The 22076-nt window shown below is 62.3% G+C and carries 20 protein-coding genes; 9 read left to right on the top strand and 11 right to left on the bottom strand.

From position 1 onward, the window contains the following. The first annotated feature begins 9 nt into the window (after nt 1-9). From LU684_RS22140 to LU684_RS22130, 3 genes are all read left to right on the top strand, one after another. The gene (locus LU684_RS22140; RefSeq protein WP_060516395.1) at nt 10-882 is read left to right on the top strand and encodes an alpha/beta fold hydrolase; all 873 of its coding nucleotides are present in this window, start codon (nt 10-12) and stop codon (nt 880-882) included. A 96-nt stretch (nt 883-978) separates the two neighbouring features. After that, a complete protein-coding gene (locus LU684_RS22135) occupies nt 979-1866 on the top strand; it encodes a pirin family protein (protein WP_210668866.1) in 888 nt (295 codons plus the stop codon). Nucleotides 1867-2088: 222 nt separating this feature from the next. Next, a complete protein-coding gene (locus LU684_RS22130) occupies nt 2089-2349 on the top strand; it encodes a DUF1652 domain-containing protein (protein ID WP_023047905.1) in 261 nt (86 codons plus the stop codon). A gap of 20 nt (nt 2350-2369) precedes the next feature. Here LU684_RS22130 and LU684_RS22125 read toward each other — a convergent pair whose 3' ends face one another. From LU684_RS22125 to LU684_RS22095, 7 genes are all read right to left on the bottom strand, one after another. Further along, the gene (locus LU684_RS22125; protein WP_016486750.1) at nt 2370-2984 is read right to left on the bottom strand and encodes a Yip1 family protein; all 615 of its coding nucleotides are present in this window, start codon (nt 2982-2984) and stop codon (nt 2370-2372) included. Nucleotides 2985-3070: 86 nt separating this feature from the next. After that, nucleotides 3071-3358: a hypothetical protein gene (locus tag LU684_RS22120; protein WP_016486751.1), complete on the bottom strand. Its 288-nt coding sequence runs from the start codon at nt 3356-3358 to the stop codon at nt 3071-3073. A 166-nt stretch (nt 3359-3524) separates the two neighbouring features. Then, on the bottom strand, nt 3525-4172 hold the full coding sequence (gene alkB, locus LU684_RS22115) for a DNA oxidative demethylase AlkB (protein WP_016486752.1): 648 nt from the start codon (nt 4170-4172) through the stop codon (nt 3525-3527). Between the two features lie 234 nt (nt 4173-4406). Then, the gene (locus tag LU684_RS22110) at nt 4407-5852 is read right to left on the bottom strand and encodes a curlin (RefSeq protein WP_023047904.1); all 1446 of its coding nucleotides are present in this window, start codon (nt 5850-5852) and stop codon (nt 4407-4409) included. A gap of 16 nt (nt 5853-5868) precedes the next feature. Then, nucleotides 5869-6342 carry a curlin gene (locus LU684_RS22105; protein ID WP_016486754.1) on the bottom strand — a complete coding sequence of 158 codons (474 nt, stop codon included), beginning with the start codon at nt 6340-6342 and terminating at the stop codon, nt 5869-5871. A 15-nt stretch (nt 6343-6357) separates the two neighbouring features. After that, nucleotides 6358-8589, bottom strand: a complete 2232-nt coding sequence (locus LU684_RS22100; protein ID WP_023047903.1) for an Ig-like domain-containing protein — start codon at nt 8587-8589, stop codon at nt 6358-6360. Between the two features lie 32 nt (nt 8590-8621). Further along, nucleotides 8622-9950, bottom strand: coding sequence for a hypothetical protein (locus LU684_RS22095; protein ID WP_232895030.1), 1329 nt, complete (start codon nt 9948-9950; stop codon nt 8622-8624). A 267-nt stretch (nt 9951-10217) separates the two neighbouring features. Between LU684_RS22095 and LU684_RS22090 the strand changes: the two genes are divergently transcribed. From LU684_RS22090 to LU684_RS22065, 6 genes are all read left to right on the top strand, one after another. Beyond that, nucleotides 10218-11129 carry a LysR family transcriptional regulator gene (locus LU684_RS22090; protein ID WP_016486757.1) on the top strand — a complete coding sequence of 304 codons (912 nt, stop codon included), beginning with the start codon at nt 10218-10220 and terminating at the stop codon, nt 11127-11129. A gap of 98 nt (nt 11130-11227) precedes the next feature. Then, on the top strand, nt 11228-12157 hold the full coding sequence (locus LU684_RS22085) for a hydroxymethylglutaryl-CoA lyase (RefSeq protein WP_016486758.1): 930 nt from the start codon (nt 11228-11230) through the stop codon (nt 12155-12157). Between the two features lie 24 nt (nt 12158-12181). Next, the gene (locus LU684_RS22080) at nt 12182-13372 is read left to right on the top strand and encodes a CaiB/BaiF CoA transferase family protein (protein WP_096426042.1); all 1191 of its coding nucleotides are present in this window, start codon (nt 12182-12184) and stop codon (nt 13370-13372) included. A gap of 12 nt (nt 13373-13384) precedes the next feature. After that, entirely contained in the window at nt 13385-13909 is a 525-nt protein-coding gene (locus LU684_RS22075) for a gamma carbonic anhydrase family protein (RefSeq protein ID WP_016486760.1), read from the top strand. Between the two features lie 67 nt (nt 13910-13976). Then, complete coding sequence (locus LU684_RS22070; RefSeq protein ID WP_016486761.1) at nt 13977-15293, top strand: MFS transporter; 1317 nt, start codon at nt 13977-13979, stop codon at nt 15291-15293. A gap of 43 nt (nt 15294-15336) precedes the next feature. After that, nucleotides 15337-16617: an OprD family porin gene (locus LU684_RS22065; protein ID WP_095117106.1), complete on the top strand. Its 1281-nt coding sequence runs from the start codon at nt 15337-15339 to the stop codon at nt 16615-16617. 5 nt (nt 16618-16622) lie between these two features. On the opposite strand, the gene LU684_RS22060 is transcribed toward LU684_RS22065, so the two are convergent. From LU684_RS22060 to LU684_RS22045, 4 genes are all read right to left on the bottom strand, one after another. Next, on the bottom strand, nt 16623-17765 hold the full coding sequence (locus LU684_RS22060; protein WP_096426044.1) for a DUF6708 domain-containing protein: 1143 nt from the start codon (nt 17763-17765) through the stop codon (nt 16623-16625). Next, complete coding sequence (locus LU684_RS22055; protein ID WP_232895028.1) at nt 17765-20443, bottom strand: T6SS effector BTH_I2691 family protein; 2679 nt, start codon at nt 20441-20443, stop codon at nt 17765-17767. The genes LU684_RS22060 and LU684_RS22055 overlap by 1 nt, the downstream gene beginning before the upstream one ends. A gap of 11 nt (nt 20444-20454) precedes the next feature. Continuing rightward, the gene (locus LU684_RS22050; protein WP_232895027.1) at nt 20455-21333 is read right to left on the bottom strand and encodes a DUF4123 domain-containing protein; all 879 of its coding nucleotides are present in this window, start codon (nt 21331-21333) and stop codon (nt 20455-20457) included. Further along, a partial coding sequence (locus LU684_RS22045; protein WP_434482096.1) for a bacteriophage T4 gp5 trimerisation domain-containing protein occupies nt 21333-22076 on the bottom strand: 744 nt, incomplete at its 5' end. The genes LU684_RS22045 and LU684_RS22050, both read right to left, overlap by 1 nt.

Here is a 22076-nt window from a genome sequence, read left to right as displayed (position 1 = left end):
AGCAAGCCGATGCAGTTGATACCCTGGTCCCACGAATGCGCCGAAGGTTTCACCCTGCGTGGCTGGCGAACACCTGTCAGTGGCAAGCCGTTGCTGCATTTTTTGCACGGCAATGGCTTCTGTTGCCTGGCCTACCAACCGTTGCTGATGCGTCTGGGCGAACATTTCGACCTGTGGCTTTGCGACGTTCAGGGGCATGGCGACAGTGACCATGGTGGGGTGTTTCGGGGGTGGAACCGTACTGCCGAGCTGGCAGTGGAAGCCTTTCAGGCCGGGCGTGGCGAGTACGGCGATGTGCCGCGGTTTGCCGTGGGGCACAGCTTTGGCGGCGTGCTTACGGGCCTGATCCTGGCCGCTGAACCTGAGCTGTTCGAGCGTGCGGTGTTGCTAGACCCCGTGTTGTTCAGTCGTCGCATGCTGGGTGTGATGGGCGCGGCAGCACTGGTTGGCCTGCACCAGCGTCATGCATTGGCACGCAAGGCCGCCAGCCGCCGCAGCCACTGGCCTGATCGCGAGGCAGCGCTAGCCTTGCTGCAAGGGCGGGGCATCTTCAAGGGCTGGACCGATGCAGCGCTGCAGGCTTATGTCGAACACGCCATCGGCGATTGTGGCGATGCAGTGGTGCTCAAGTGCCGGCCCAGCCGGGAAGTGGAAATCTTCAGTTCATTCCCCAAACGCATGTGGGCGCGCCTTGCAGCGATCAGCACGCCGACACGGATTCTGTATGGCGAACAGACGTATCCCTTCGTGCCACATTCGGTGAACCGCCTGGCCACGCTCAACCGGCATGTAACCGCCCGGCAAGTTGCCGGTGGGCACTGTTTCATGCAGGAAGACCCGGCCATGGCGGCCGAGCAGGTACTCGCTTTCTTGCCGGGCTGACTGTTCCATAGGTGGAACGATGTATGCCGAATAACCCGTCTACCGCCTGATTCGTATCATTGATAAGGTTATCCCAGCCAAGAGAGGAGCCTTCTCATGAAAAACATTCTGGGTATCCACCGCAGCCCACACGCCCATTGGGTAGGTGATGGTTTTCCCGTGCGCAGCCTGTTCACTTACGACAACCTGGCCAGCCGGATCAGCCCGTTCCTGCTGCTGGACTACGCTGGCCCCCATGACTTCACCCCGACCACGGCGCGGCGCGGCGTTGGCCAGCACCCGCACCGCGGCTTCGAGACCGTGACCATCGTCTATCAGGGCGAGCTCGAACACCGTGACTCCACGGGTGCTGGCGGCCTGATCGGGCCAGGTGATGTGCAGTGGATGACCGCCGCCAATGGCATCATCCATGAGGAGTTCCATTCCCCGGGCTTTGCCCGCAGTGGCGGTACCCTGGAAATGGTCCAGTTGTGGGTCAACCTGCCCGCGCGTGACAAACGTGCAGCGGCCGGCTACCAGACGCTGTTGGCCAGCGACATCCCGGTGGTAGCGCTGGAGGGCGACGCCGGTAGCTTGCGGGTGATTGCCGGCGACTACAAGGGGCACCCAGGGCCGGCGCGGACCTTTACCGCGATGGATGTGTGGGACCTGCGGCTCAATGCCGGCACGGCCTTGCAGCTGCCGGTTACTGTCGGTCGCAACGCGGCGCTGGTGGTGTTACGCGGTAACGTGCGCATCAATGGCGAGCGCGACGCTGGCCCGTCCAGCCTGGTACTGCTGGACCGGGACGGGGAGGATGTCACCGTGGAGGCTCTGGAGGGCGCCAGTGTGCTGGTGCTCAGCGGCGAGCCGATTGACGAGCCGATCGTCGGTTACGGTCCATTCGTGATGAACAGCCAGGCGGAGATTGCCGAGTCGTTCGACGATTTCCATGCCGGGCGGTTTGGGCAGATGCAGGATGAACGGGAAGGGGCCGGCCATTGAACCGTGGCTGGTGATACCGGCACCGCTCGTCGTTAAGTCAGGCTTTGCATTCGAACCCTCGGCCCGCGAGCGCAATCTTCCACTAAGGTGCTAAGGGATTCCCCGCATCATCATTGCCCCGGCGCATGGACGCCTGCCAGGGCATGGGCAATATCAATTGGCGCCCCGCCCGATAAAGGCGTACTCACTCACAACAGGCCATCGCACAGAGAGGGTCGTACCATGTCGTTGATTGGAGTTTCGATGCTGGAGATGCGGCAGATGATCGAGCAGGCATGCCTGCCCGACCGCTGTGAAGTCAGCTGCCCGGACGGCGCCAACCTGACCATCCGCCTGGGTCAGGGCCAGAGTCTCGAAAAGAGCGTGACCCTCAGTGGGGTTCCGTTGCACAACCTTAACAGTTGCCGTGACCTGGTCCACCTCGTGGGGCAGTTGCATGCGCTGCGCAACAGCCACCCGGCGCCACTCAGGTCGCATGCTTGAGTGCACCTGGTTTGCCCCGGTCAGCCCAGGTTGGCCGGGCGCACGTATTCTGGCATCAGGCCGTTGAACCAGAACAGAACCATCGCCACGAGCAGGGTTACCAAAACCAGAAGCCCCACGCCCCACACGCATGTCGCGAACAGCATTGCCTGTTCCTTTTTAAGCCGCAGGAATGTCTGCAAACCGCCATACAGCAAGACGCTTGCATAGGCCGAAGCGGCCATTAGCGCGACGAAGGCCAACCAGCGAATCGGCAGCAGCCCGACTACCCCGGCGAAGAACCACGGCGTGGCGCAGTAGGCGGCAAAACCGATGCACTGGCTCAGGCTTGGATGTGCGTCGAACCCTCGTGACATCCAGCGGATCATCACCCCCATCAGCATCACGCCCACAACGGTGGTGGCATACAGCAGCCCCGCCAGTTGCGCGGCGCTACCCATGCCAAGGCGTACCCGCTCCTCGGCCGCCAGGCTCCAGCCGAAGGTGGTCGTGCCAATGAACAGGCACACGGCGGGTATCAGTGCCAAGGCCAGCAGCCGCGGCAGGTATTGCTGTGGGTGGTCTTCTTCGGCCCGACGAATATCCAGCCAGGCGTCGGCGGGGTGGGTGAAGAGCTTGAGCAATGGACTGTTCATGGCATTCTCCGGCGGGCAGAGGCCCTTTTGCTATGGAGAGACGCCGCGGTCGGCCGGTTCAGCTGGTTTAGCTGCCGTTGATCGGCTTACTGTAGCTCGAGCAGCAGGTTGAGGCCGCCATCGCCGCACTTGCCTTTGTCGCGAACCACCCCATGATAACTGCGCCCATCCCAGACGAAGGCCACACTGTGGGCACGGTCGACCTTGTCAGGCAGCGGCGGGCAGATATGCAGACGCAGCCCCGCTCGACCTTGAAGGTTGAGATCGGCCAGCTGGCACTGGCATTCCACGCTCTGCGCCACTGGGCCGAAAAGGGTGTCGCGTACGTAATCGAGCTGCAGCGAGGCGTTGGGGGCACGGCCAGGCATCTTCATCGGTAAGTGGCTCCGTGGCAACGGTTTGAGGGGCTAAGTGGGTTCGACATGGCAGGCTCCAGGCAAGGAAGGCGGCTTGATATTTGAAGCTTGCCTGGCCTGGATGTTCAACATGTTTCATGTGAATTCATCTTGTTTTGCGCCGGGTGGTAGAAGCGGGGCCTGTTCAGGGCCCCGCCTTGCGCAATGTCAGGTTGATCCGCCGCTCGCCCATGCGCGGATGCACGCCGGGTTTGATGGGCAGCACGCCGTGAAAGCGCAAGCGGTCCTCGCCGCCCCAGACCAACACATCGCCGTGGCTCAGGGGGATGCGACGGGGCTTGTCGGCGCGCTGCAGGCCGCCGAACAGGAACACTGCCGGTAGGCCCAGCGACACAGACACGATCGGCTGCCCGAAGTCCCGTTCGTCGCGGTCCTGGTGCAGGCTCAAGCGTGTGCCTGGCAGGTAATGGTTGACCAGGCAGGCATCCGGCACGAAGCCCTCGAAGCCGGCCAGCGCCGCAGCGCGGGCGGCGAGCGCGAGCAGAACCGGGGGCAGTGCAGGCCACGGCTTGCCACTGAGCGGATCGTTGGGGCTATAGCGGTAACCCTGTTCGTCACTCACCCAACCCAGCGTGCCGCAGTTGGTCAGGCCTACAGCCATGCGTAGGCCACCGGGCGTGTGCATGTGCCGGAAGGGCGCTGCACGCAGCACCGGGCGCAGCGCATCGAGCAGCGGCTCGGTTTCGGCCAGGGCGAAGCCGGGCAAAAGCACGGTATGGCTGGCCAGGCGTTGTGGCTGGGGGCCGAACAGGTCTAGGTCGGACTGGATCATGGCACCGCACAGGTTCGAGGGAGTGGATATTGTATCCCTGCAATTGCAATCCCCGCAGGAGCATCCTTGTGCGGCGAAGAGGCCGGTATGCCTCCCAACGATGTGCCAGTCCTGCAGGCCCTTTCGCAGCACAAGGCTGATCCTGCAGGGAATGCATATACCGGGCAGAGGGTGTGAGCGAAAAAGGAACCGCGGCACCAGGGAGAGGAGCACCGCGGTTCAAGGGGGAGCGGGTTACTTTTGGGTCACGGTGGCCAGGTTTGCACTGCCCAGCTGAGTGATGGTGGCGGTTTGGGCGATACCACTCTGGTCGACGAACGCCTTGTTGCCCTGGCCTCCCTGGGTCACGTAGGCGACGTTGATGCTGTCAGTCTGTTTGATGGTGGCTTCGTTGCCGCTGCCGTACAGCTGGTTGGTGTAGCTCTGGTTGCTGTAGCCGGATTGGTCCAGGGTAATGGTGTTGCCGGTGCCCTGGCTGTTGCCGTAGGCATAGTTGTCGGTACCGCGCTGGTCGGCGATCAGGATGTTGTCGGTGCCGTTCTGCTCGAAATACAGCTCATTGTTGACGTCGTCCTGCTTGGTCTGCATCTGGTTGCCTTTGCCCGTCTGGGTCAGCGTGGCCACCTGGTCAGCGCCTTTTTGGGTCAGGTTGACGCCGTTGCCGTTGCCGGTCTGGTTGATGGTGGCACTTTGGTTGGTGCCGAACTGGCCACCCATCTTGGCGCCTTTCCAGTTGCTGGCGGTGATGCTGTTGCCATTGCCTTTGGTGTTGATGGTCAGGTTGAGGTTTTCACCATTCTGGTAGGTGAAATGCAGGTTGTTGTTGCCGGTCTGGGTGATGGTGGCGGTCGCGTTATTGGTTTCGAACTGGTCCGACCAACTGGCGTTGGCATTGCCTTGCTGCGTCAGGCTGACCTTGTTGCCGGTGCCGAAGCTCTGGTCGATATAGCCCTCGTTCGTCTGCCCGGTCTGGACCACGGAAGCCTGGCTACCGACCTGGGTGTCCTGCCACACTTCCACCGAGTTGCCGCCACCGTACTGGCCAATGCCAATGGTGCCACCGGTGCCCTCACGCTGGTCGCCGTAGGCCCAGTTGTCGTGGCCATCCTGGTAGACCTGGATGTCGCCATCGACATGGTTCAGGTGCTCGGCGGCTGCATAGTTGTCCTGGCCGGTCTGGTTGACGGTACTGCGGTTGTTGCTGCCACCGAAGGTCTGCTCAAGGAAGGCCTCGTTGCGCTGGCCGGATTGCCAGCTGGCGGCTTTGCTGCCTTCCTGGGTGTCCTGCCACACGGTGGATTTGTTACCGACGCCTTGCTGGGTTTGCAGCGATTCGTTGTTCATCCCTACCGACTGGCTAGCGAAGGCATCGTTGTAGCTGCCCCCGGCAGTTTGGGTAATCTGGCTGCCGTTCTCGAACAGTTGCTCGGCGTAGCCGGCGTTGTACTGGCCGGTGGCGCTCTGCTGGATATCGCTGGTGCTCTCGGTTTGCACCGCCAGGTGGTTGTGACCTTTACCGGTCTGGTTCTGCGTGGCCGAAGCGAAGGATGCCTGGGTCTGGCTGACCTCGGCGATGTTGTCCTTGCCGTCCTGAGTCTGCGATGAGGTGCTGTCAGCAGCCATGGCCTGACCTGCGAGGGCCAGGACGATAGCGGCACTTAAAGGGGCGAGCTTGTACATGGTGGTGCCTCCAGGTCTATCGGTATTGTGTGATCTGCACATGTTGGCCATTGCCGGTCTGGCTCACGGAGCTGCTGAGGCCCGAACCGGACTGCACGATGCTGGCGCTGTTGTCGTTGCCGATCTGCTCGATGGCTGCGCTGTTGCTGCTGCCGCTCTGTCGGATCGACGCACTGTTGCCCTTTCCCTGTTGGCTGATGGTTGCCATCAGGTCACTGCCTTCCTGCAAGATGTACGCTTCCTGCGCACCGCCGGCCTGGACGATGCGGCCCAGCAGGGCCTGACCGTTCTGGTCGAGGGCGGCGCGGTTGCCTGACCCTTGCTGCTCGATCACTGCAGCCTGACCGGCGCCGACCGGTAGCAGGCGGATGATCACCGGTTCACCGAGGTCATTGCCGGGTGCAAGGTCGGCGTTGTCCATCAGGTCATCGGCCCAGCTGGCCTGGCCCGCCAGGGCCAGGCTGAACAGCAGTGGATACAGGCGCTTCATGGCGTTTCCCCGCCTTTACTGCACAACCACGTTGACGGTGCGGGTGGTACCCGGGCTGGTGGTGATGGTTGCCGTCGGCGCGGCGGTCGGGATGATCGTGGTGCTGTTGCTCACTGCCAGTCGCCAGCGGCCGGTCACGGGTACCGTGGTGGTACCCAGCGTTTGCACGCCGGTGGTAGTGGTGACCCGGACGGTGACAACGTTGCCCGTGGTTACCGATGAGGTACCGCTGATGTCCCAGTTGTACCGGTTGTTGGAGCGCGCCGTGACGGTGGCTGCCGTGACTGCGAAGGTTTCGGCGGCAGGCCGTGGCGACACGTTGACGGTGACCGTACCCGGGGTGGATAGCGCCCCCAGCGAGTCACGTGCCTGGTAGGTGAAGGTGGCGGTGAAGGCTGCAGTGACCGTGGCCGGTGGGGTGTAGGTCACGGTGGTGCCGTCGGTGCTGACCGTGCCCCGGCCGGCAGCCGGTTGGGTGACGGCAGCAACGGCCAGCGGCACGTTGCCCTCTGGATCGGTGTCGTTGGCCAGCACGTTGATGGTCAATGGCACGCCCAGGGTGGCGACGGTTTCCGGGTTGGCGGTCGGTGCCCGGTTAGGCGCAACGTTGATCGTGACCGTGGCCGGTTCCGACTTCAGGCCTTTGGAATCCACCGCCCGGTAGCTGAAGGTGGCCACCAGCGGTTGCGTAGCCCCGGCTGGCGGGGTGTAGGTAACCGAGGTGGTACCGTTGAGCACGACGCCGCCAAGGCCGGTACCGGGTTGGGTGAGGTCACTGATGGTCAGTGGCACGTTGCCGTCCGGATCGCTGTCGTTCAGCAGCAGGTTGAGGGTAAGCGGGATACCGACACTGGTGCTTCCGATGTCAGCCTGGGCCAGCGGTGGCTGGTTGGCCGCCTCGACGGGGGCGTTGCCGACCACGAGCACCGGTTCTACGTCAGCACCACCATGGGCAGATTTGACTGTCACGGTGGCTGGCGGTTGCGCCACGTCGTTGATCGTGATGCTTTGCAGCGTGCCCGATTTCGACAGGCGGCCGTAACCCTGGGCGAGCATGTCGGGGATCGCTACCTCATCACTGGACCTGGCCTCGATCAGCAGGCGCTTGTTGGCCCAGTCATATCGCGCGGTACTGACCTTGACCACGTCGGTCAGCTTGCTCGACAACGCGGTCGGCTGGGTGCCGCCGGCACTGTTGCTGGCCGTGACCACTACCACCGCAGGCGGTGCAGTCTGGCCAAGCTGTTGGTGGAAGAACAGGCCGTTGTTGTCTGCCGTCAGGGTGAACTGGCAGGGCGATGGCGGCGTGCCGACCAGTGCCAGGCCATTGCGCATGCACAGGCTGGCCTCTTTCGGCGCTTTGGCGAACACTTCCACACGGGTACCGCTGCCATTGCGTGAGTAGGTGGCGCGCTCCAGGGTGACCGGGGTTTGCGCGCGTGGGTCCAGCACCTTGCCCGAGACCGTGAACAGCGCGGTCTCGATGCGACCGGGGGGGCCGTCGATGCGGATGAAGTTGGTGTTGAACGGGCTGCCGGCCACGGCTTCCGGCCGGTTAGGGTCGCCGATGAAGGTTTCGGTGGCGCCGGTGTCCGGATTGACTTCGGTGTAAGGCCCGCCCACCCCGCGCAGCCATGGCCCGAGAGCGCCATTGAGCGCCCCTGTGAAGTTGCCCGGTGCCCCAATGCCGATGTCGCGGGTGATGTTGATCGCTCGACGACCGGGCGTGGTGACGTTCACGGTCTCGACACCGTAGGGGTGTGTGATGGTGTATACACCGGCACGGGGTACAGACACACGGATACGGATACGGGCGAAGCTCTGCTGGTCGCCGTCTACCGGGTTCTCGGCAGCAAAGGCTGCTTCCAGGCCGGCAACGTAGGCATCCAGTTCGTAGCCGCTGTTACCAACGGCAGGGATGGTGGCTTCGGCCAGGAACCAGAACATTTCTGGCGGCCAGTTGTCGGGGAACACCAGCGGCAATGCATCGTCGTAGATGCCGGGCTCTGGTAGCAGGGTGCACATGTAGGACGGTGCGGCCGGTGTGCCGGGCACCCGGGTACTGGTCGCGCGTGACTGGCACAGTTCCAGGGACTGGTTGAGGCTGTCCTTGTACCACATCGGGTAGCCGCCAGTGGCGAAGGTGTAGGGCCCCGGGTCGACATCAGACAACGCGGCAAAGGCGGCGCTGGTAACGGTGAGGGAAAAACCGGCGGCGAACAGCGCACGGCGCGACCAAGTGTTCATGCGGCCTCCTTGAAGGCTGAGCCTTTGTCTGTTCATGGCACCAGCACCACGTCTTCGGTGTCGCTACCCCCATTGGCACTGGTGACTTGCACCTTGGCCGGTGGGATGGGCGACAGGGTCATGCTCAACGTCTTCACGGCGCCGGTGCCGCCCAGGTTGCCGATCAACGTGCCGTTGCCGGTTTGTGCGGTGAGCACGGGCGGGGTGGTTTCGTCGCTGGTGCTGGCCACCAGGGTCAGCTCGCCGGTGGACAGGCGGTACTGGGCCTGAGTGATGGTGAGCAGGTCGGTCAGCGGCATGTTGGTGGTGGTCAGGCTGCTGGTGGGGATCGACACGCTGTTGTCGGCGGTCAGTGTCACGAGGGTGCCGGCCGCCGGGTTCAGGGCCGACTGGGCGTACCAGGCGCCAGTGCCGTTGGCCTCGGTGAGGTTCAGGTTGGGCGTTTGGCTGGTCAGGGTGACGCTGGCTGGCGGCGGCGGGGCCATCACGAAGATGTCTTGCTGGGCGCGCAAGTCGCCGTTTTCGGTGTGCCGGGAGTAGGTGCTGCGCTGTGGCATCAGTGGGGTTGGCAGGGCCACTTCTGAAAGCTTGCCCGAAATGGCGAACAGTTCAGTGCGCAGGTCGATGCCGCCAGGGCCTTCGATGCGCACGAAGTTGGTGTTGAACGGGCTGCCGGTTACCCGTTCCTCAAGGTTCGGGTCACCGATGAAGCGTTCATTTCCTTCGGTGTAGGGGCCGTTGACACTGCGCAGGAAAGGCCCGACGTCGCCCTTCAGCGCGCCGGTGAAGTCGCCTGCGCCGGCGATGCCGATGTCGCGGGTCATGTTGATCGCCCGGCGGCCGGCGGCAGGCACATCGAACACTTCCACGCCGTAGGGGTGGGTGACCACGTAGGTGCCGGCGGTGGGTACATCGACCCGGATTCGCACCCGGGCGAAGCTGACCTGGTCACCCTCAACCGGTTCTTCGGCGGCAAATGCCGCTTCGATCGCCGTGCCGTAGCTGAGGTCGATGCCACGGGCGGCGTCGACGATGGCAGCGTCGGCGGTGAACCAGAATGCTTCGTCAGGGAAGTTGGTGGGGAAGGCGATGGGTTGGGTATCGTCGAACACGCCGGGTGTGGGCAGCAGCGTGCACATGTACGACGGTGCGCCGGGCGCGCCGGCAACCCTGGAGCTGACCGCCTTGGTCAGGCACAGGTCGAGGGTACGACCGTGGCTGTCCTGATACCAGGCGGGGAAGCCGCCGTTGGCGGGAACGTATGCGCCTGGATCGACAGCATTCAAGGCAGCCTGCGCCGGGAGCTGGAGCATGCCGGCGAAAATCGCCACTGCCAGCGGGTGGGGTATCGGTCGGTGCATGAGTCAATTCCTCCTGCAAACGGGCCCATGGACTTGGGGCGTCTGGGAGGAGATCGGCAAGAGCTGTGCCAATACTTGAATTTTGCGGTGCGGGCCTTGTGGAGCAAGGGGGCGAGCCTTTTCGTGACGTATTCTGGAGGCGGCTGGCAATGGGCTGCGTTGCCCCAAGGTTGGGGATTGGGGCAAGTGATTCAAACCCAGTTTTCGCAGCAAATATGGTTTTTGCTACATTGCACCGGCGGTCCCTTTCCCCAGCCGAGTCAAGCGATGCAACCCCTCGACCACCTTTCCCTGAGCCTGTTCATCGTCGTCTGCGAAGAAGGCACCATCGCCCGCGCTGGCGAGCGTGCATTCATGGCGCCCTCCGCCGTCAGCAAACGTATTTCTGACATCGAGGTACGCTTTGGCACTACCTTGCTCAAACGCAGCAAGCGCGGCGTTGAGCCTACCCCGGCGGGGCTGGCGCTGCTGCGCCATGCGCGGGAAATGACCCGCGCCATGGAGCGCCTGGACAGCGAGCTGAGCGAGTACGCCGACGGCGCGCGCGGCCATGTGCGGGTGCTGGCCAATGTATCGTCGATCATGGAGTTCCTGCCCGAGGAACTGTCGGCGTTCATGCTGCAAAACCCACTGATCCAGGCCGATATCGAAGAGCGCTTCAGCACCGATGTCGTTCGTGGCGTGGCCGAGGGCAATGCAGACCTCGGCATCTGCCGCAAATCCATGGCGGCGGGTGACCTGGAGTTCGTACCGTACCGGCAGGATCACCTGGCCGTGATCGTTGCTGCTGACCACCCGTTGGCCGGCCGCAGCCAGATTGCCTTCGAGGAAACCCTGAGTTACGACCACCTGGGTCTTTCGGCCTTCGCTACCTTGAACGCCTTCATGCGTAAAAGCGCCGCACAGGCGGGCAAAGAGTTGTGCTTTCGTTCGTATGTATCGTCGTTCGACGCGGCCTACCGGCTGGTGCAGTTCGGCCTTGGCCTGGCGGTGTTCCCGCAAGAAGCCGTGGCCCGCTATGCTGCGTTGTTCGACCTGCGGGTCATTCCGCTGACTGACGACTGGGCGCTTGGCGAATTCGTCATTTGCATGCGCGCCCGTCACACGCTCTCGCTGTCGGCACGGCGCCTGCTTGACCACCTGCTGCTGCGGGCACCGCCCTGGCAGGTGGCGGGCTGATCCATCGTGGCTGACGATGGATCAGCCCGTGAAACACGTCTTTTCTGCTCGTCATCCAGCTCTTAGTCTGGCGCAACGCTTCAGCCAGAGAGACCGAGATGACAACAATAACAATCAACGAAGTCGGCCTGCGCGATGGCCTGCAGAGCCTGCAGACGACCATGCCAACGGCCGCCAAACGCCGCTGGGTCGACGCCGCGTACGCCGCCGGCGTGCGCCACATGGAGGTCGCTTCCTTCGTACCGGCACGCTTGCTGCCGCAAATGGCCGATGCCCGCGAAGTGGTGGCCCACGCCCTCACATACCCCGACCTGCAGGTGACGGTGTTGGCCCCGAACCTGCGCGGCGCCAGGGACGCACTTGAGTCTGGCGCCCATCGCATCGTCGCGCCGGTATCGGTCAGCATGGCGCACAGCCTGGCCAACGTGCGCCGCACGCCCATGCAAATGGTCGAAGAACTGGGGCGCATGTGCCAGCTGCGTACTGAAATGGCCCTGCATGATGTGCAGATCATTGCCGGCATGTCGGTTGCCTTTGGCTGCACGCGTCAGGGCGATGTCCCGCTGGCCGACCTGTGTGCACTGACTCACCATGTGATCGAAGCCGGTTGCGACCTTGTCTCGCTGGGTGACACCACTGGCTACGCCAACCCGGGCCAGGTGGCGGTGGTGCTTCAGGCCGTGCGGGCGATTGCCGGTGAGCGCCTCAAGGCCGCGCATTTTCATGACACCCGTGGCCTGGCCCTGGCCAACAGCCTCGTCGCGGTGCAGCAGGGCATCCGCGAGCTTGACGCCTCCCTGGCAGGTTTGGGGGGCTGCCCGTTCGCCCCTGGTGCTTCCGGCAATACCGTCACCGAAGACCTGGTGTTCATGCTGCAGAGCATGGGCTACGACACCGGGATCAATTTGCCTGCACTGATCGAGTCGCGCCATGTGCTGAGCGAGGCGCTGCCGGGCGAGCCCCTTTACGGCTGCATCGCCCGCGCCGGGCTACCGCTGAACTTTGCTGACGCCACCGACCCCGCCTGACCCGCCTGAACGAGGAATACCACGATGTCCAGACTTCCCTTGGACGGCATCCGCGTCGTCGAAATTTCGCATATGGTCATGGGCCCGACCTGCGGCATGATCCTCGGTGACCTTGGCGCCGAAGTGATCAAGATCGAACCCGTGCGCGGCGACGGCACGCGCCGTCTGCTGGGCGCGGGGGCGGGTTTCTTTCGCACCTTCAACCGCAACAAGCAATGCATCGCCGTGAATGTCGAAACCCCCGAGGGCCGCGAGGCCGTCCTGCAACTGATCGATACGGCCGACGTGTTCATCGAAAACTTCAAACCCGGTCGCATGCACACGCTGGGCCTGGACTACCCCGCGCTGCGCCAGCGCAACCCACGGCTGATCTACGCCTCGCACAAAGGCTTTCTCAGCGGGCCCTATGACAACCGCCTGGCGCTGGACGAGGTGGTGCAGATGATGGCCGGCCTGGCCTACATGACAGGGCCAGTGGGCCGCCCATTGCGCGCGGGCAGCTCGGTGAACGACATCATGGGCGGCATGTTCGGCGCCATTGGCGTGCTGGCGGCCCTCAACGAGCGCCACACCACCGGCAGCGGCCGAGAGGTGCAAAGTGCCCTCTACGAGAACTGCGTGCTGCTGGCAGCCCAGCACATGCAGCAGTACGTGGTCACCGGCGAGGCAGCAGCGCCGATGCCCAATCGCATCAGTGCCTGGGCCATCTATGACGTGTTCACCTTCGCCGGTGGCGAGCAGATGTTCGTTGCCGCCACCGGTGAAGGGCAATGGCACGCGCTGTGCCAGGTGCTGGGGCAGACCACCTTGCTTGATGACCCGACACTGGCCAGTAACAACGACCGTGTGTTGCAACGGCCACGGCTGCTGGCGCACCTGGCCGAGGTGTTCGCGTCACTCGACGCCGGGCAATTGGCCCTGCAACTGGAGGCCAACGGCATACCCTTTGCGCCCATCCGCCGCCCGGAAGAATTATTCGACGACCCGCACCTGCAACAGAGCGGCGGTATGGCAGAGCTGCAACTTGAAGACGGCAGCCACACACCGATGCCGTTGCTACCGCTGTCGCTGGACGGCCAGCGCCTGCAGCCACGCCGGGCGATAGCGCGGATTGGCGAGCACACCCGCCAGGTGATGCGCGAACTGGGTTACAGCGATGAGCACATTGCCGAGCTGTGCGCGGCCGGCGTGCTAAAAATCGACGACGCAGCTTGAGGAGGGTTTGAGATGGCGATTTACCAATACGACACCCTGGCGCCCAACCTGCACCCGGAAACTTTTGTTGCCGAGGACGCCACCGTGATCGGCGACGTAACCCTCGAGCAAGGGGTCAGCGTATGGCCGCAGGCCGTACTGCGGGGCGACAACGAACCGATCCGTATCGGCCAGCGCAGCAACGTGCAGGAAGGTGCGGTGCTGCATGCCGACCCCGGCTTTGCGTTGACGGTGGGGCAGGGCGTGACCATCGGCCATCAGGCGATGTTGCATGGCTGCACCATTGGCGATGGTGCCCTGATCGGCATCCAGGCGGTGGTGCTCAATGGCGCGGTCATCGGCAACAACTGCCTGGTCGGTGCCGGTGCCATTGTCACCGAGGGCAAGGTATTCCCCGATAACTCGCTGATCCTGGGTGCACCTGCCAAGGTGGTGCGCGAGCTGTCGGCCGAGGCCATCGCCAGCATGCAGCGCAACGCCGCCGAGTACGTCGAAAAAGGCCAGAGCTTCAAGGAGAAACTGATCCGCATCCGCTGAAAAACCTGCTGGCGGCGCCCCTCGATGCGTCGCTGCTCTCCAATAATTACAAGAATGGAGATCCACCATGGTTGCCATGACCGGCGAACTGGCGCGCGAGCGCAACGACAGTCACATCAATGAACTGCTGCTGTACCGCCGTGTGGCCTGGCGCATCATGCCGCTGGCCATCATCTGCTTCCTGTTCTCGTACTTCGACCGCATCAACATCAGTTTCGCCAAGGCCCAGATGCAGCAAGAGCTGGGCCTCAGCGATGCCGCCTATGGCCTGGCCGCTAGCATGTTCTTCGTCGGCTATGTGCTGTTCGAAGTGCCCAGCAGTCTTGGCCTCAAGCGCTACGGGGCACCGGCGTGGATCTGCCGGATCATGGTGTCGTGGGGCCTTGCAACGGCGGCGCTGGTGTTTGCCTATACCCAGTACACTTTGTATTTCCTGCGCTTTCTGATCGGCGTGATGGAGGCCGGTTTCGGCCCGGCGATCCTGTTCTACCTGGCATGCTGGTTCCCCCGCAAGCACCTGGCGAAGATGAATGGCCTGTGGTTTTTGGCGGTGCCGCTGGCCGGTGCGGTGGGCGGCCCGGCGGCGGGCTTTTTGCTGGGGACCATGGACGGCGTGCTGGGGCTCGCGGGATGGCACTGGTTGTTCCTGATGTCCGGGCTGCCGTGTGTGCTGCTGGGCCTGCTGGTGCTGTGGAAGCTGGACCGTGACATCGAGGCAGCGAAATGGCTGAGCCGCGAGGAGAAGGACCTGCTGGCGGAGAACCTGGCCCAGGACAAACGTGCCGCAAAACCCATCCTCGGCTCGATCTGGCGAGTATTGCTGACCCGCGAAGTGGCGATCATGGCGTTCATCTATTACGTGATCAAAACTGCGTCCTATGGCCTTAACTTCTGGATGCCGCACCTGATCAAGTCGTCAGGTGTGCAGGACATGCTGTGGGTCGGTGTGCTGTCGGCATTGCCTTACGCGGTGGCCTGCATGGGCATGGTGTTGCTGACCCGTCGCTCTGACCGTACCGGTGAGCGCAAGCGCTACCTGGTGTACTGCCTGCTGGCGGCAGCTATCGGCTACTTGCTGGCGTGCCTGTACGCCGACTCGTCGCTGGCGATGATGGCCGCGCTGGTGCTGGCCACCGCGGGTACCTTCATTGCCATCCCGATCTTCTGGACCATCCCCCAATCGACCTTCTCGGGCTTGGCAATTGCCACCGGCACTGCTGCAATCAACTCGGTCGGGCAGCTAAGTGGCATCGTCGCACCGGTGATGGTGGGCAAGATCAATGATCTCACCGGTAGCAACTCCATGGGCATGTTGTCCATCGCCCCGCTGATCCTGATCGCTTGCCTGGTGGTGATGCGCTACGTGCGCAACCCCCGAACCTGATTGGCGCTGAGTCTTCGAACAACAACAAGAACAAGGCACACCCATGATCATTACTTCCCGGCGAGTATCGCTGATGCTCGGGGCGCTTTGCTGCGCCTGTCAAAACGCGCAGGCCGGCTTCATCGATGGCGCCAGCGGTAGCCTGGAACTGCGTAATTTTTATTTCGACCGCGACTTTCACGGTGACAGCGCCGCGCAATCGCGACGCGGTGAATGGGCCCAGGGGTTCATGCTGCGCTTGCAGTCTGGCTACACCGACGGCCAGGTCGGCTTTGGTCTGGACGCAGCCGGCATGCTGGGCCTCAAGCTGGACTCTACCCCCGACCGTAGTGGTTCCGGCCTGTTGCCGCGGGGTAGCGACAAACGCGCCGCGGACGACTACACAAAGGCTGTGGCTACCTTCAAGGCAAGGCTGGCGCAGAGTGAGTTGAAAGTGGGTGGCCTGAGCCCACAACTGCCGTTACTGGCGTCCAACAACAGCCGCTTGTTCCCCCAGTGGTTCAACGGTGCGCAACTGGTGAGCAAGGACTTGAACCGGTTTACGCTCACCTTGCTGCAGGTGGATGCCACCAAACTGCGTGACTCCACCGACTACGAGGACCTGACCGCCATGGCGCAGCAAGGGGCCTATTCGTCGACGGTCACCAGTGATCGTCTGCGCTACGCCGGTGTCGATTACCAGCCGCTGGACAACCTGACCCTGAGCGTTCACACCAGCGCGCTCGAAGACCTGTTCCGGCGGGATTTTGCCGGGTTCAAGTTCAAGACCCGTCTCGGGTCGGGGGATGTGTTCACCGAGTGGCGCTGGTTCAATGCACAGGAGCAGGGCCGGGCGTTGCTGGGCGAAGTCGACAACCAGACCCTCAGTACCAACTTCGGGTACAGCGTGCAGGGCCATACATTCAGCGGGGGGTATCAGAAAGTGCGTGGCGATACGGCATACGCCTACGTGGGTGGCACCGATACTTACCTGTTCAGCGAACAGCAGGTCAGCACCTTTGCCCTGGCCAACGAACGGGCGTGGATGCTGCGCTATGACTACAACTTTGCTGCAGTGGGCATCCCTGGGCTCACGTTCAACGTGCGTTATGTGAAGGGCGACCAGGTCGACCCGCAGCGCATTGCCAGCGTCAAGGGCAGGGCGCTGGCGGCTGGCGACGGAGAAGGGCGGGAGTGGGAGCGGACCACGGACGTCACCTACGTGGTGCAATCGGGGGCGCTCCGGAATGTGTCGCTGCGTTGGCGCAATGCGAGCATGCGCTCGAATTTTGCCGATGCAGCGGATGAGAACCGGGTGATTGTGGGGTACACGTTCGAGTTCTGACGCAATCACTCTGTGGGGTTGGCCGGTTTCTCTCCCGCTTTGGACTTGCGTGGTTTACGTGGCTTTTTCTCAGGCCGTTTGCCGGGTTTGAGCTGCCAGCGGTAGGCATTGGCGAGCAGGCGCTCCTGGATTGCGGGTGGGTAGTCGCTCAGGGTGGTCACGGGTGGTACGGGCTTGCCGGGCATGCCGGCCTCGCGGATTACTTTCGGCCAGCGCGGTCGCCAGCACAGCAGCAGGCTGAGCCAGTGGCCGGTGCCAACGATGACGAAAGCGGGCCACACGAACAGCAGGATAACTTTGAACAACCAGCTGCTTTTGCGGAAGAAACGCCCGAGCCCCTCGAACTGGGCGCTGAATGCCTGGATGGGTGAGGGGAGTTGTGTGCTCAGGCGGGGGCGGGGGACGGCGTGTGGGCCTTCTTCCATGTAGCGGCGGATGAATTCCCACTCGTCACGCAGTTCGCTGCCGCCTTGGCCTTGCTTGCCGAGTAGGGCCATTTCCATGTGGGGAAGGCCGGTGCGGCTGGGGTGCCAGACTAGCCCTAGTCGCATGCCCAAGCTGAGTGAGTCATCTTCTGGGTCGATGGCTGTGCTTCCGGTTGTTTTCCAGGGGAAAGTGACGATGCCGCCGCAGTATTTCGGTCGATGTAGGTGAACTTGTTGGGTTGCTCGATTGAAGCGAATGAGTAGGTGACGGCTAGTCAGCATTTCTAGTCGGGTTAAGTGAATTCCATACTTTGAATAAAGATACACTAAGGTCGAGGTGACTGAGAGCATTATAAGCGTTGTAAGAATAGTGATTACAGAGCGACCCTCAGGGTCTGTGATGTCCATCCAAATAAACCCGGTGGTGATGTAAAGTCCCACAGCAACGGCCGGGGCGATGGCTCCGAGCGTTGCGAGCGTAATAAGGCCGCGCTTTTCTTCTGAGCCACCACAGCGAATGTCTAAGAAGATGTCGTTAAAAGCGAATACAGGGCCTCTTGCGCGTGGGTTTTCACTAACGGGCTGAAAGTGCATTTCTTCATCCAGCTCGCCCTCATACAAATCTTGACGCTTCTCATTCGGTGTCAGTTCTGCTTCATATGCTTTTCGCGCAGCTTCGGATTCAGTAGCCATTTGCCAAAAACCCCATTCGATCAGATACATCACAATACCTCGCTGAATGCGGTGTGCAGGGTCTTTAGTTCTTCCTGTTCTTCAAACGGTTTTAAGTTCTTTGCAAGGCGGAAACTGCTGCGTTTGCACCACTTTTCCAAAGCGTCGTCTTCAAATATGTAAATTATCACTGTCAGGACCAGGCCGATCCAGAAAGCGCCAAGAATGAGGCGGGCAAGTAATAGCCGAGCGGCTTGCGTTCCGAGCTTTTTTGCAAGCTCTCTCAAGGACGTGGATACCATCCTAGCCAGCTTGGTTTTGGCATTATGAGAAAGGTATTCGAAGAGAGGCTTTGCAATCGCGACTGCTGTTCCTAACTCTGCTAGCGAAAGGGTTATTGTCGCCATTCCTCTTACAAAATACGTAGCAGCCAAGAGTCTCGAGTTTTTTTGAGCCTGCTTGGTAGCGCCACTCTGGCTGCTTTTGAAGTGCTCAACCGAATCTGTGAAATCCCACCACGCCAGTAGTGAACCTCCGATACCAGCCAATCCCGCCCCCCATAGCTTCAACCTTCCCAATGTTGCGGCCGCCCCTTTCCCAGTCACACTGTTAGCGCCGTATCGGGTGACCACTTGGTCTACATAGCTGGCCCCAATTTCAAAACCCGCAGCAGCCGTGGTCATCGCGGCCGCCAAGAGTTCGGTCTTCACCCGCGCATCACTGTCAGGCAGCTCGCGGGCTTTGAAGGCCATCAGCATGCCTTCGATGAGGCATATCAGGCCCGCAGCACGAACTTTATAGAAATCACTTTGCTTGTTATCAGCCTGCATTAGCCCTTCGGCCCAGGCTTGATCCAAGTACCGTGCAATCTGGCCACCGGTGCGTTGCGGATTGATTGGCTGCCCACTTCGTGCAGCTTCACTCACGCGTATTTCGACAGCCGTTTCATGTACCGAAGCAAACAACGCCAGGCGCAGGCCATGGTGCATCGCTCGGTCTGGGCTGCTCGGTGCCCCGGTTCTCAGTACCTGTCGCCCCAGCGCGACGTACCATCCATACAGGCCGATGCTGACGCTGCTGTTCCGCTTCTGCAGTTCTTCATACAGCGTGTTGATGCGTGCAAAGGCATTCGCTGCGGCATGGGCGCGTTTGGCAAGGCCTTCGGCCAGCGTGAAGTTGGATTCTGCGGGTGGTTCGGCCTTGGCTGTTTCCAGCAGCGCCGCAAGCACCTCTCGGAGGTCGTCCTGGTTATAGCTGATGCCGCGTATCGCCAGGTTGCCCCGGTCGGCCACGTCGCTGCGCCACCAGTGGTCCAGCACCTTGGTGCCCCATTCACTCAACTCCATGCCGATCACGCACTGGCCGGTCTGCTCGGCAAAGGCCAGGCCGTTGATCAGGTCGGCGTTATCGTAACGGTCCAGCGCTTGCAGCAAACGTTCGCTGACTACCCAGCGGGCATGGTCCTTGGCGCGGTCTTCTGCCGCTTGCTGGGCTTGTTGCATGGCCTGCTCAAAGGCTTCGAGCTGATCGTGCATGGCCTGACGGTCGACCAGGTGGCCGTATTTCTGGTCGAACTTCTTGCTGAACTCGCCAGCCTCCTGACGGGCCTGGACCTTGGCACGGACGTCGCGCTCGAACTGCGCCAGGTGAGGCTTCATGCGTTCATCATGGGCATCGGCCTGCTGCCTGGCCCGTTCGGAAAACGCGTAGATCTCCGCGTGCACGTAGGGTTGGTTGCGTATGTTTTCAGCCATGACTTCGCGCTTGACGATCTGCTCGGCCATCATCTGCGGGTAGAGCTTTTCGATCTCCAGGAACGACTGCGCGACCAGCAGCTTGCGCTCGTTGTCCACGCCGGGTTCCACGGTGCGTTCCAGCCACTTGGTCTTCACATCCTCGACAGCGGCGTTGCGCCAGGCGTTGAGCTCCTGGGTAATGCCGAGGGCGTCTTCGATGACGATGGCGGCGCCCCGGGGTTTGCTCTGGTTCATTAGCGGCGCCAGCGCTTGCCGTGAGGCGTGCGGCGAGACGATCTGGTCATTGTTGAACGGCTGCAGGTCCAGCAGCGCCTGCAGGTCTGTATCGTGCTGTGCCTTGAAGTCAGCCACCCAATTCAGCTGGTCATGCTTGAGCACGTGGGGCTGGGGTGGGGCGTCGGAGGGCTGGATGAAACGGGCGATATCGATCGCAGGCAGGCTGCTGCGGTATTCGTCGTCAAGCAGGCGGTAATTGTCGAGCATGCGCGGGGTCAGCGGGGAGGGGCTGAACAATGGGCGCAGCTCCTGGATGTCGTCGAGGTCGTACAGGGTGATGGTCCAGCCGAAGCTGCGGATGATGTCATCCAGATTGCCAGTGAGGGGGGCGGGCTCCCACGGTGAGTCGGCGCTGATGTACAGCAGTGAGCCATTGGGCGCGACGCGGTACTGGCTGTGCCACTCGTAGGCAGGGGCGCTGTGGCGTTTGATCAGCAGGTAGAGAAAGCCCTCGCGCAGGGGGCGGATGGCGTAGCTGGAGTGGGTCAACTCGCCGACGTCCTGAAAGGGGCTGAGATAGCCCGGTAGTTTCGGCAGGCGGGCACGTTGTGCCGGGTTGCCGCCGATGGCGGGGTAGCGCAGGGGTAACAGTTCGAAGCGGCGGGTGCAGTTGGCGACCGGGCTGTTGCGCAGGGCGGGGCGGTAGCCGGTGGTGATACGCCTGCACAGCTCGAGGGTTTCGCTCAGAGAGTCCATGGTTATTTGCCTCAGTCCTTGGTGCGCAGGCATCGCTGCACATTGTCCATCAGGGATGTCTGTTGCTCGCGGGTGGCGGCAATCGCCTCCTGCCAGGCCGGTGAGTTACTGAGTTGTTCCCCACCGCGAGCCAACATGAGCACATAGCTGATCAGATCGTCCTCACGGTCCAGGCCTTGCTCGCGTGCCTGATCCAGGTAGTGCTGGATCAAGCCAACCCGCGTGCCGTGGCAAGCGGCAGCCAGGGCAGTGCAGGACGGCTCGCCTTTGAGCAACTCGGCAAGCTGATAGCTCAGTGGGTCACCTGCCAATTCGGCCCAACACGCTTCGTTCAGCGTGATGGGCGGGAAGTGCGTGGATTGGGGCTGATCACCACCGGATATCTGCAGCCACACCCGCTTGTTCGGGTGCGCGACGGGCGACCACCAGTGGTGGATGGGCGCCAGCCATTCGCTTACACCGGGCAGTTCACGGTGCGTATCCAGCACTTGCAAGGCTGCAGCGGTGTGAAAGCGCAGGAGGTACGCATGGCCGTCAGCACCCGTGACGATGTTGGCGCGGCTTAAATGCCGCGCAAGCCGGTCGGGGGGTAGGGCGCTGACTATCCAGCCGCATACTGCGCCCGCTGCACCCTGCTCGAGTTGCCATTGAAAATCATACTGGGCCGAGACATCCGAGCCCGGGCGCGAACCAAACAACCAGGGGCCTGCTGTGCGCAGGTTGGTGAACTGGGCTTGCTGCAGCAGTGGCCAGCAGCGGTCGGCGTAGTACCCGGTCAGTCTTTCCTGCACCTCGGGAGCCAGATTGGCCATTTCCACGATGGCGCTCAGGCGGTAACGGTCGGATACTCGCAGCACCTCGACCATCGCTCTGACAAATGGGCTGGGCATCAGCTTGCTCCTTCCATGCGAATCATGTTGTGGCCGTCGGCGATCGCTTTCAGCAGGCAGCTGAGGCAAATAGGTTCGCCGGGCTCAGGTACACCAGAAGTTGAAGTGATGCGATTGCTACCCGTAGCTTGCTGGTTGACCGGCCCTTTGAAGGACAGCGCAAGGCCGTCCAGCGTGATACCGGCGCCATCGATTCGAAGCAGGCCCGCCGGGCTCCTGATCGTCAGGCTTTCGCTGACCTGAATGTCATAGACCTTGGTGGTGTGCCGGATAGCTTCACCCGTTTTCAGGTTGTGGTGACCGGCCACGACCTGTTCCAGATGGCCGCCGATTTCTACCGTGTGGTTGGCCTTGGTGATGTCCTGGCGGTGGTTGCCTACCTGTTCGATTCGATCCTTGCCTGTGGTGATCGTGTGGGTGCGACCAATGCTCAGGCTGTCGTCGTTGGCGATTTCATGTACCCGGTTCTGGCCAATGCCGACGGACTCGTCACGGGCTACTTCTTCGCGACGGTCCTGCCCAATAGAGATTGTCTCGTCCCGTTCCACGCGTTCCGTGCGGTCGTTGCCCACCCGCGTGGTTTCGTCGTGCTTGACGATGTTGTTCTGGTCTCGCTGGGCATGGATGAACACTTCCTCCTTGCCCAGTTCATCCTCGAAACGCAGTTCGTTAAAACCATCGCCCTTATGGGTCTGGCTCTTGATGGTCATCCGCGTCTTGTGCTTGGGCAGGTCATACGGCGG

It is taken from the genome of Pseudomonas sp. NMI542_15 (assembly GCF_021283425.1).
Lineage (GTDB): Bacteria > Pseudomonadota > Gammaproteobacteria > Pseudomonadales > Pseudomonadaceae > Aquipseudomonas > Aquipseudomonas fortuita.
This window is presented reverse-complemented; position numbering and strand designations above follow the sequence as displayed.

Excerpts from the sequence above, each read along its gene's own strand:
- LU684_RS22110 (WP_023047904.1), bottom strand. The coding sequence starts at position 5,852 with ATGTACAAGCTCGCCCCTTTAAGTGCCGCTATCGTCCTGGCCCTCGCA.
- LU684_RS22070 (WP_016486761.1), top strand. The coding sequence starts at position 13,977 with ATGGTTGCCATGACCGGCGAACTGGCGCGCGAGCGCAACGACAGTCAC.
- LU684_RS22135 (WP_210668866.1), top strand. The coding sequence starts at position 979 with ATGAAAAACATTCTGGGTATCCACCGCAGCCCACACGCCCATTGGGTA.
- LU684_RS22095 (WP_232895030.1), bottom strand. The coding sequence starts at position 9,950 with ATGCACCGACCGATACCCCACCCGCTGGCAGTGGCGATTTTCGCCGGC.
- LU684_RS22105 (WP_016486754.1), bottom strand. The coding sequence starts at position 6,342 with ATGAAGCGCCTGTATCCACTGCTGTTCAGCCTGGCCCTGGCGGGCCAG.
- LU684_RS22085 (WP_016486758.1), top strand. The coding sequence starts at position 11,228 with ATGACAACAATAACAATCAACGAAGTCGGCCTGCGCGATGGCCTGCAG.
- LU684_RS22090 (WP_016486757.1), top strand. The coding sequence starts at position 10,218 with ATGCAACCCCTCGACCACCTTTCCCTGAGCCTGTTCATCGTCGTCTGC.
- LU684_RS22140 (WP_060516395.1), top strand. The coding sequence starts at position 10 with ATGCAGTTGATACCCTGGTCCCACGAATGCGCCGAAGGTTTCACCCTG.
- LU684_RS22130 (WP_023047905.1), top strand. The coding sequence starts at position 2,089 with ATGTCGTTGATTGGAGTTTCGATGCTGGAGATGCGGCAGATGATCGAG.
- LU684_RS22055 (WP_232895028.1), bottom strand. The coding sequence starts at position 20,443 with ATGGACTCTCTGAGCGAAACCCTCGAGCTGTGCAGGCGTATCACCACC.
- LU684_RS22100 (WP_023047903.1), bottom strand. The coding sequence starts at position 8,589 with ATGAACACTTGGTCGCGCCGTGCGCTGTTCGCCGCCGGTTTTTCCCTC.
- LU684_RS22075 (WP_016486760.1), top strand. The coding sequence starts at position 13,385 with ATGGCGATTTACCAATACGACACCCTGGCGCCCAACCTGCACCCGGAA.
- LU684_RS22080 (WP_096426042.1), top strand. The coding sequence starts at position 12,182 with ATGTCCAGACTTCCCTTGGACGGCATCCGCGTCGTCGAAATTTCGCAT.
- LU684_RS22065 (WP_095117106.1), top strand. The coding sequence starts at position 15,337 with ATGATCATTACTTCCCGGCGAGTATCGCTGATGCTCGGGGCGCTTTGC.
- LU684_RS22060 (WP_096426044.1), bottom strand. The coding sequence starts at position 17,765 with ATGTATCTGATCGAATGGGGTTTTTGGCAAATGGCTACTGAATCCGAA.
- LU684_RS22120 (WP_016486751.1), bottom strand. The coding sequence starts at position 3,358 with ATGAAGATGCCTGGCCGTGCCCCCAACGCCTCGCTGCAGCTCGATTAC.
- alkB (WP_016486752.1), bottom strand. The coding sequence starts at position 4,172 with ATGATCCAGTCCGACCTAGACCTGTTCGGCCCCCAGCCACAACGCCTG.
- LU684_RS22125 (WP_016486750.1), bottom strand. The coding sequence starts at position 2,984 with ATGAACAGTCCATTGCTCAAGCTCTTCACCCACCCCGCCGACGCCTGG.
- LU684_RS22050 (WP_232895027.1), bottom strand. The coding sequence starts at position 21,333 with ATGCCCAGCCCATTTGTCAGAGCGATGGTCGAGGTGCTGCGAGTATCC.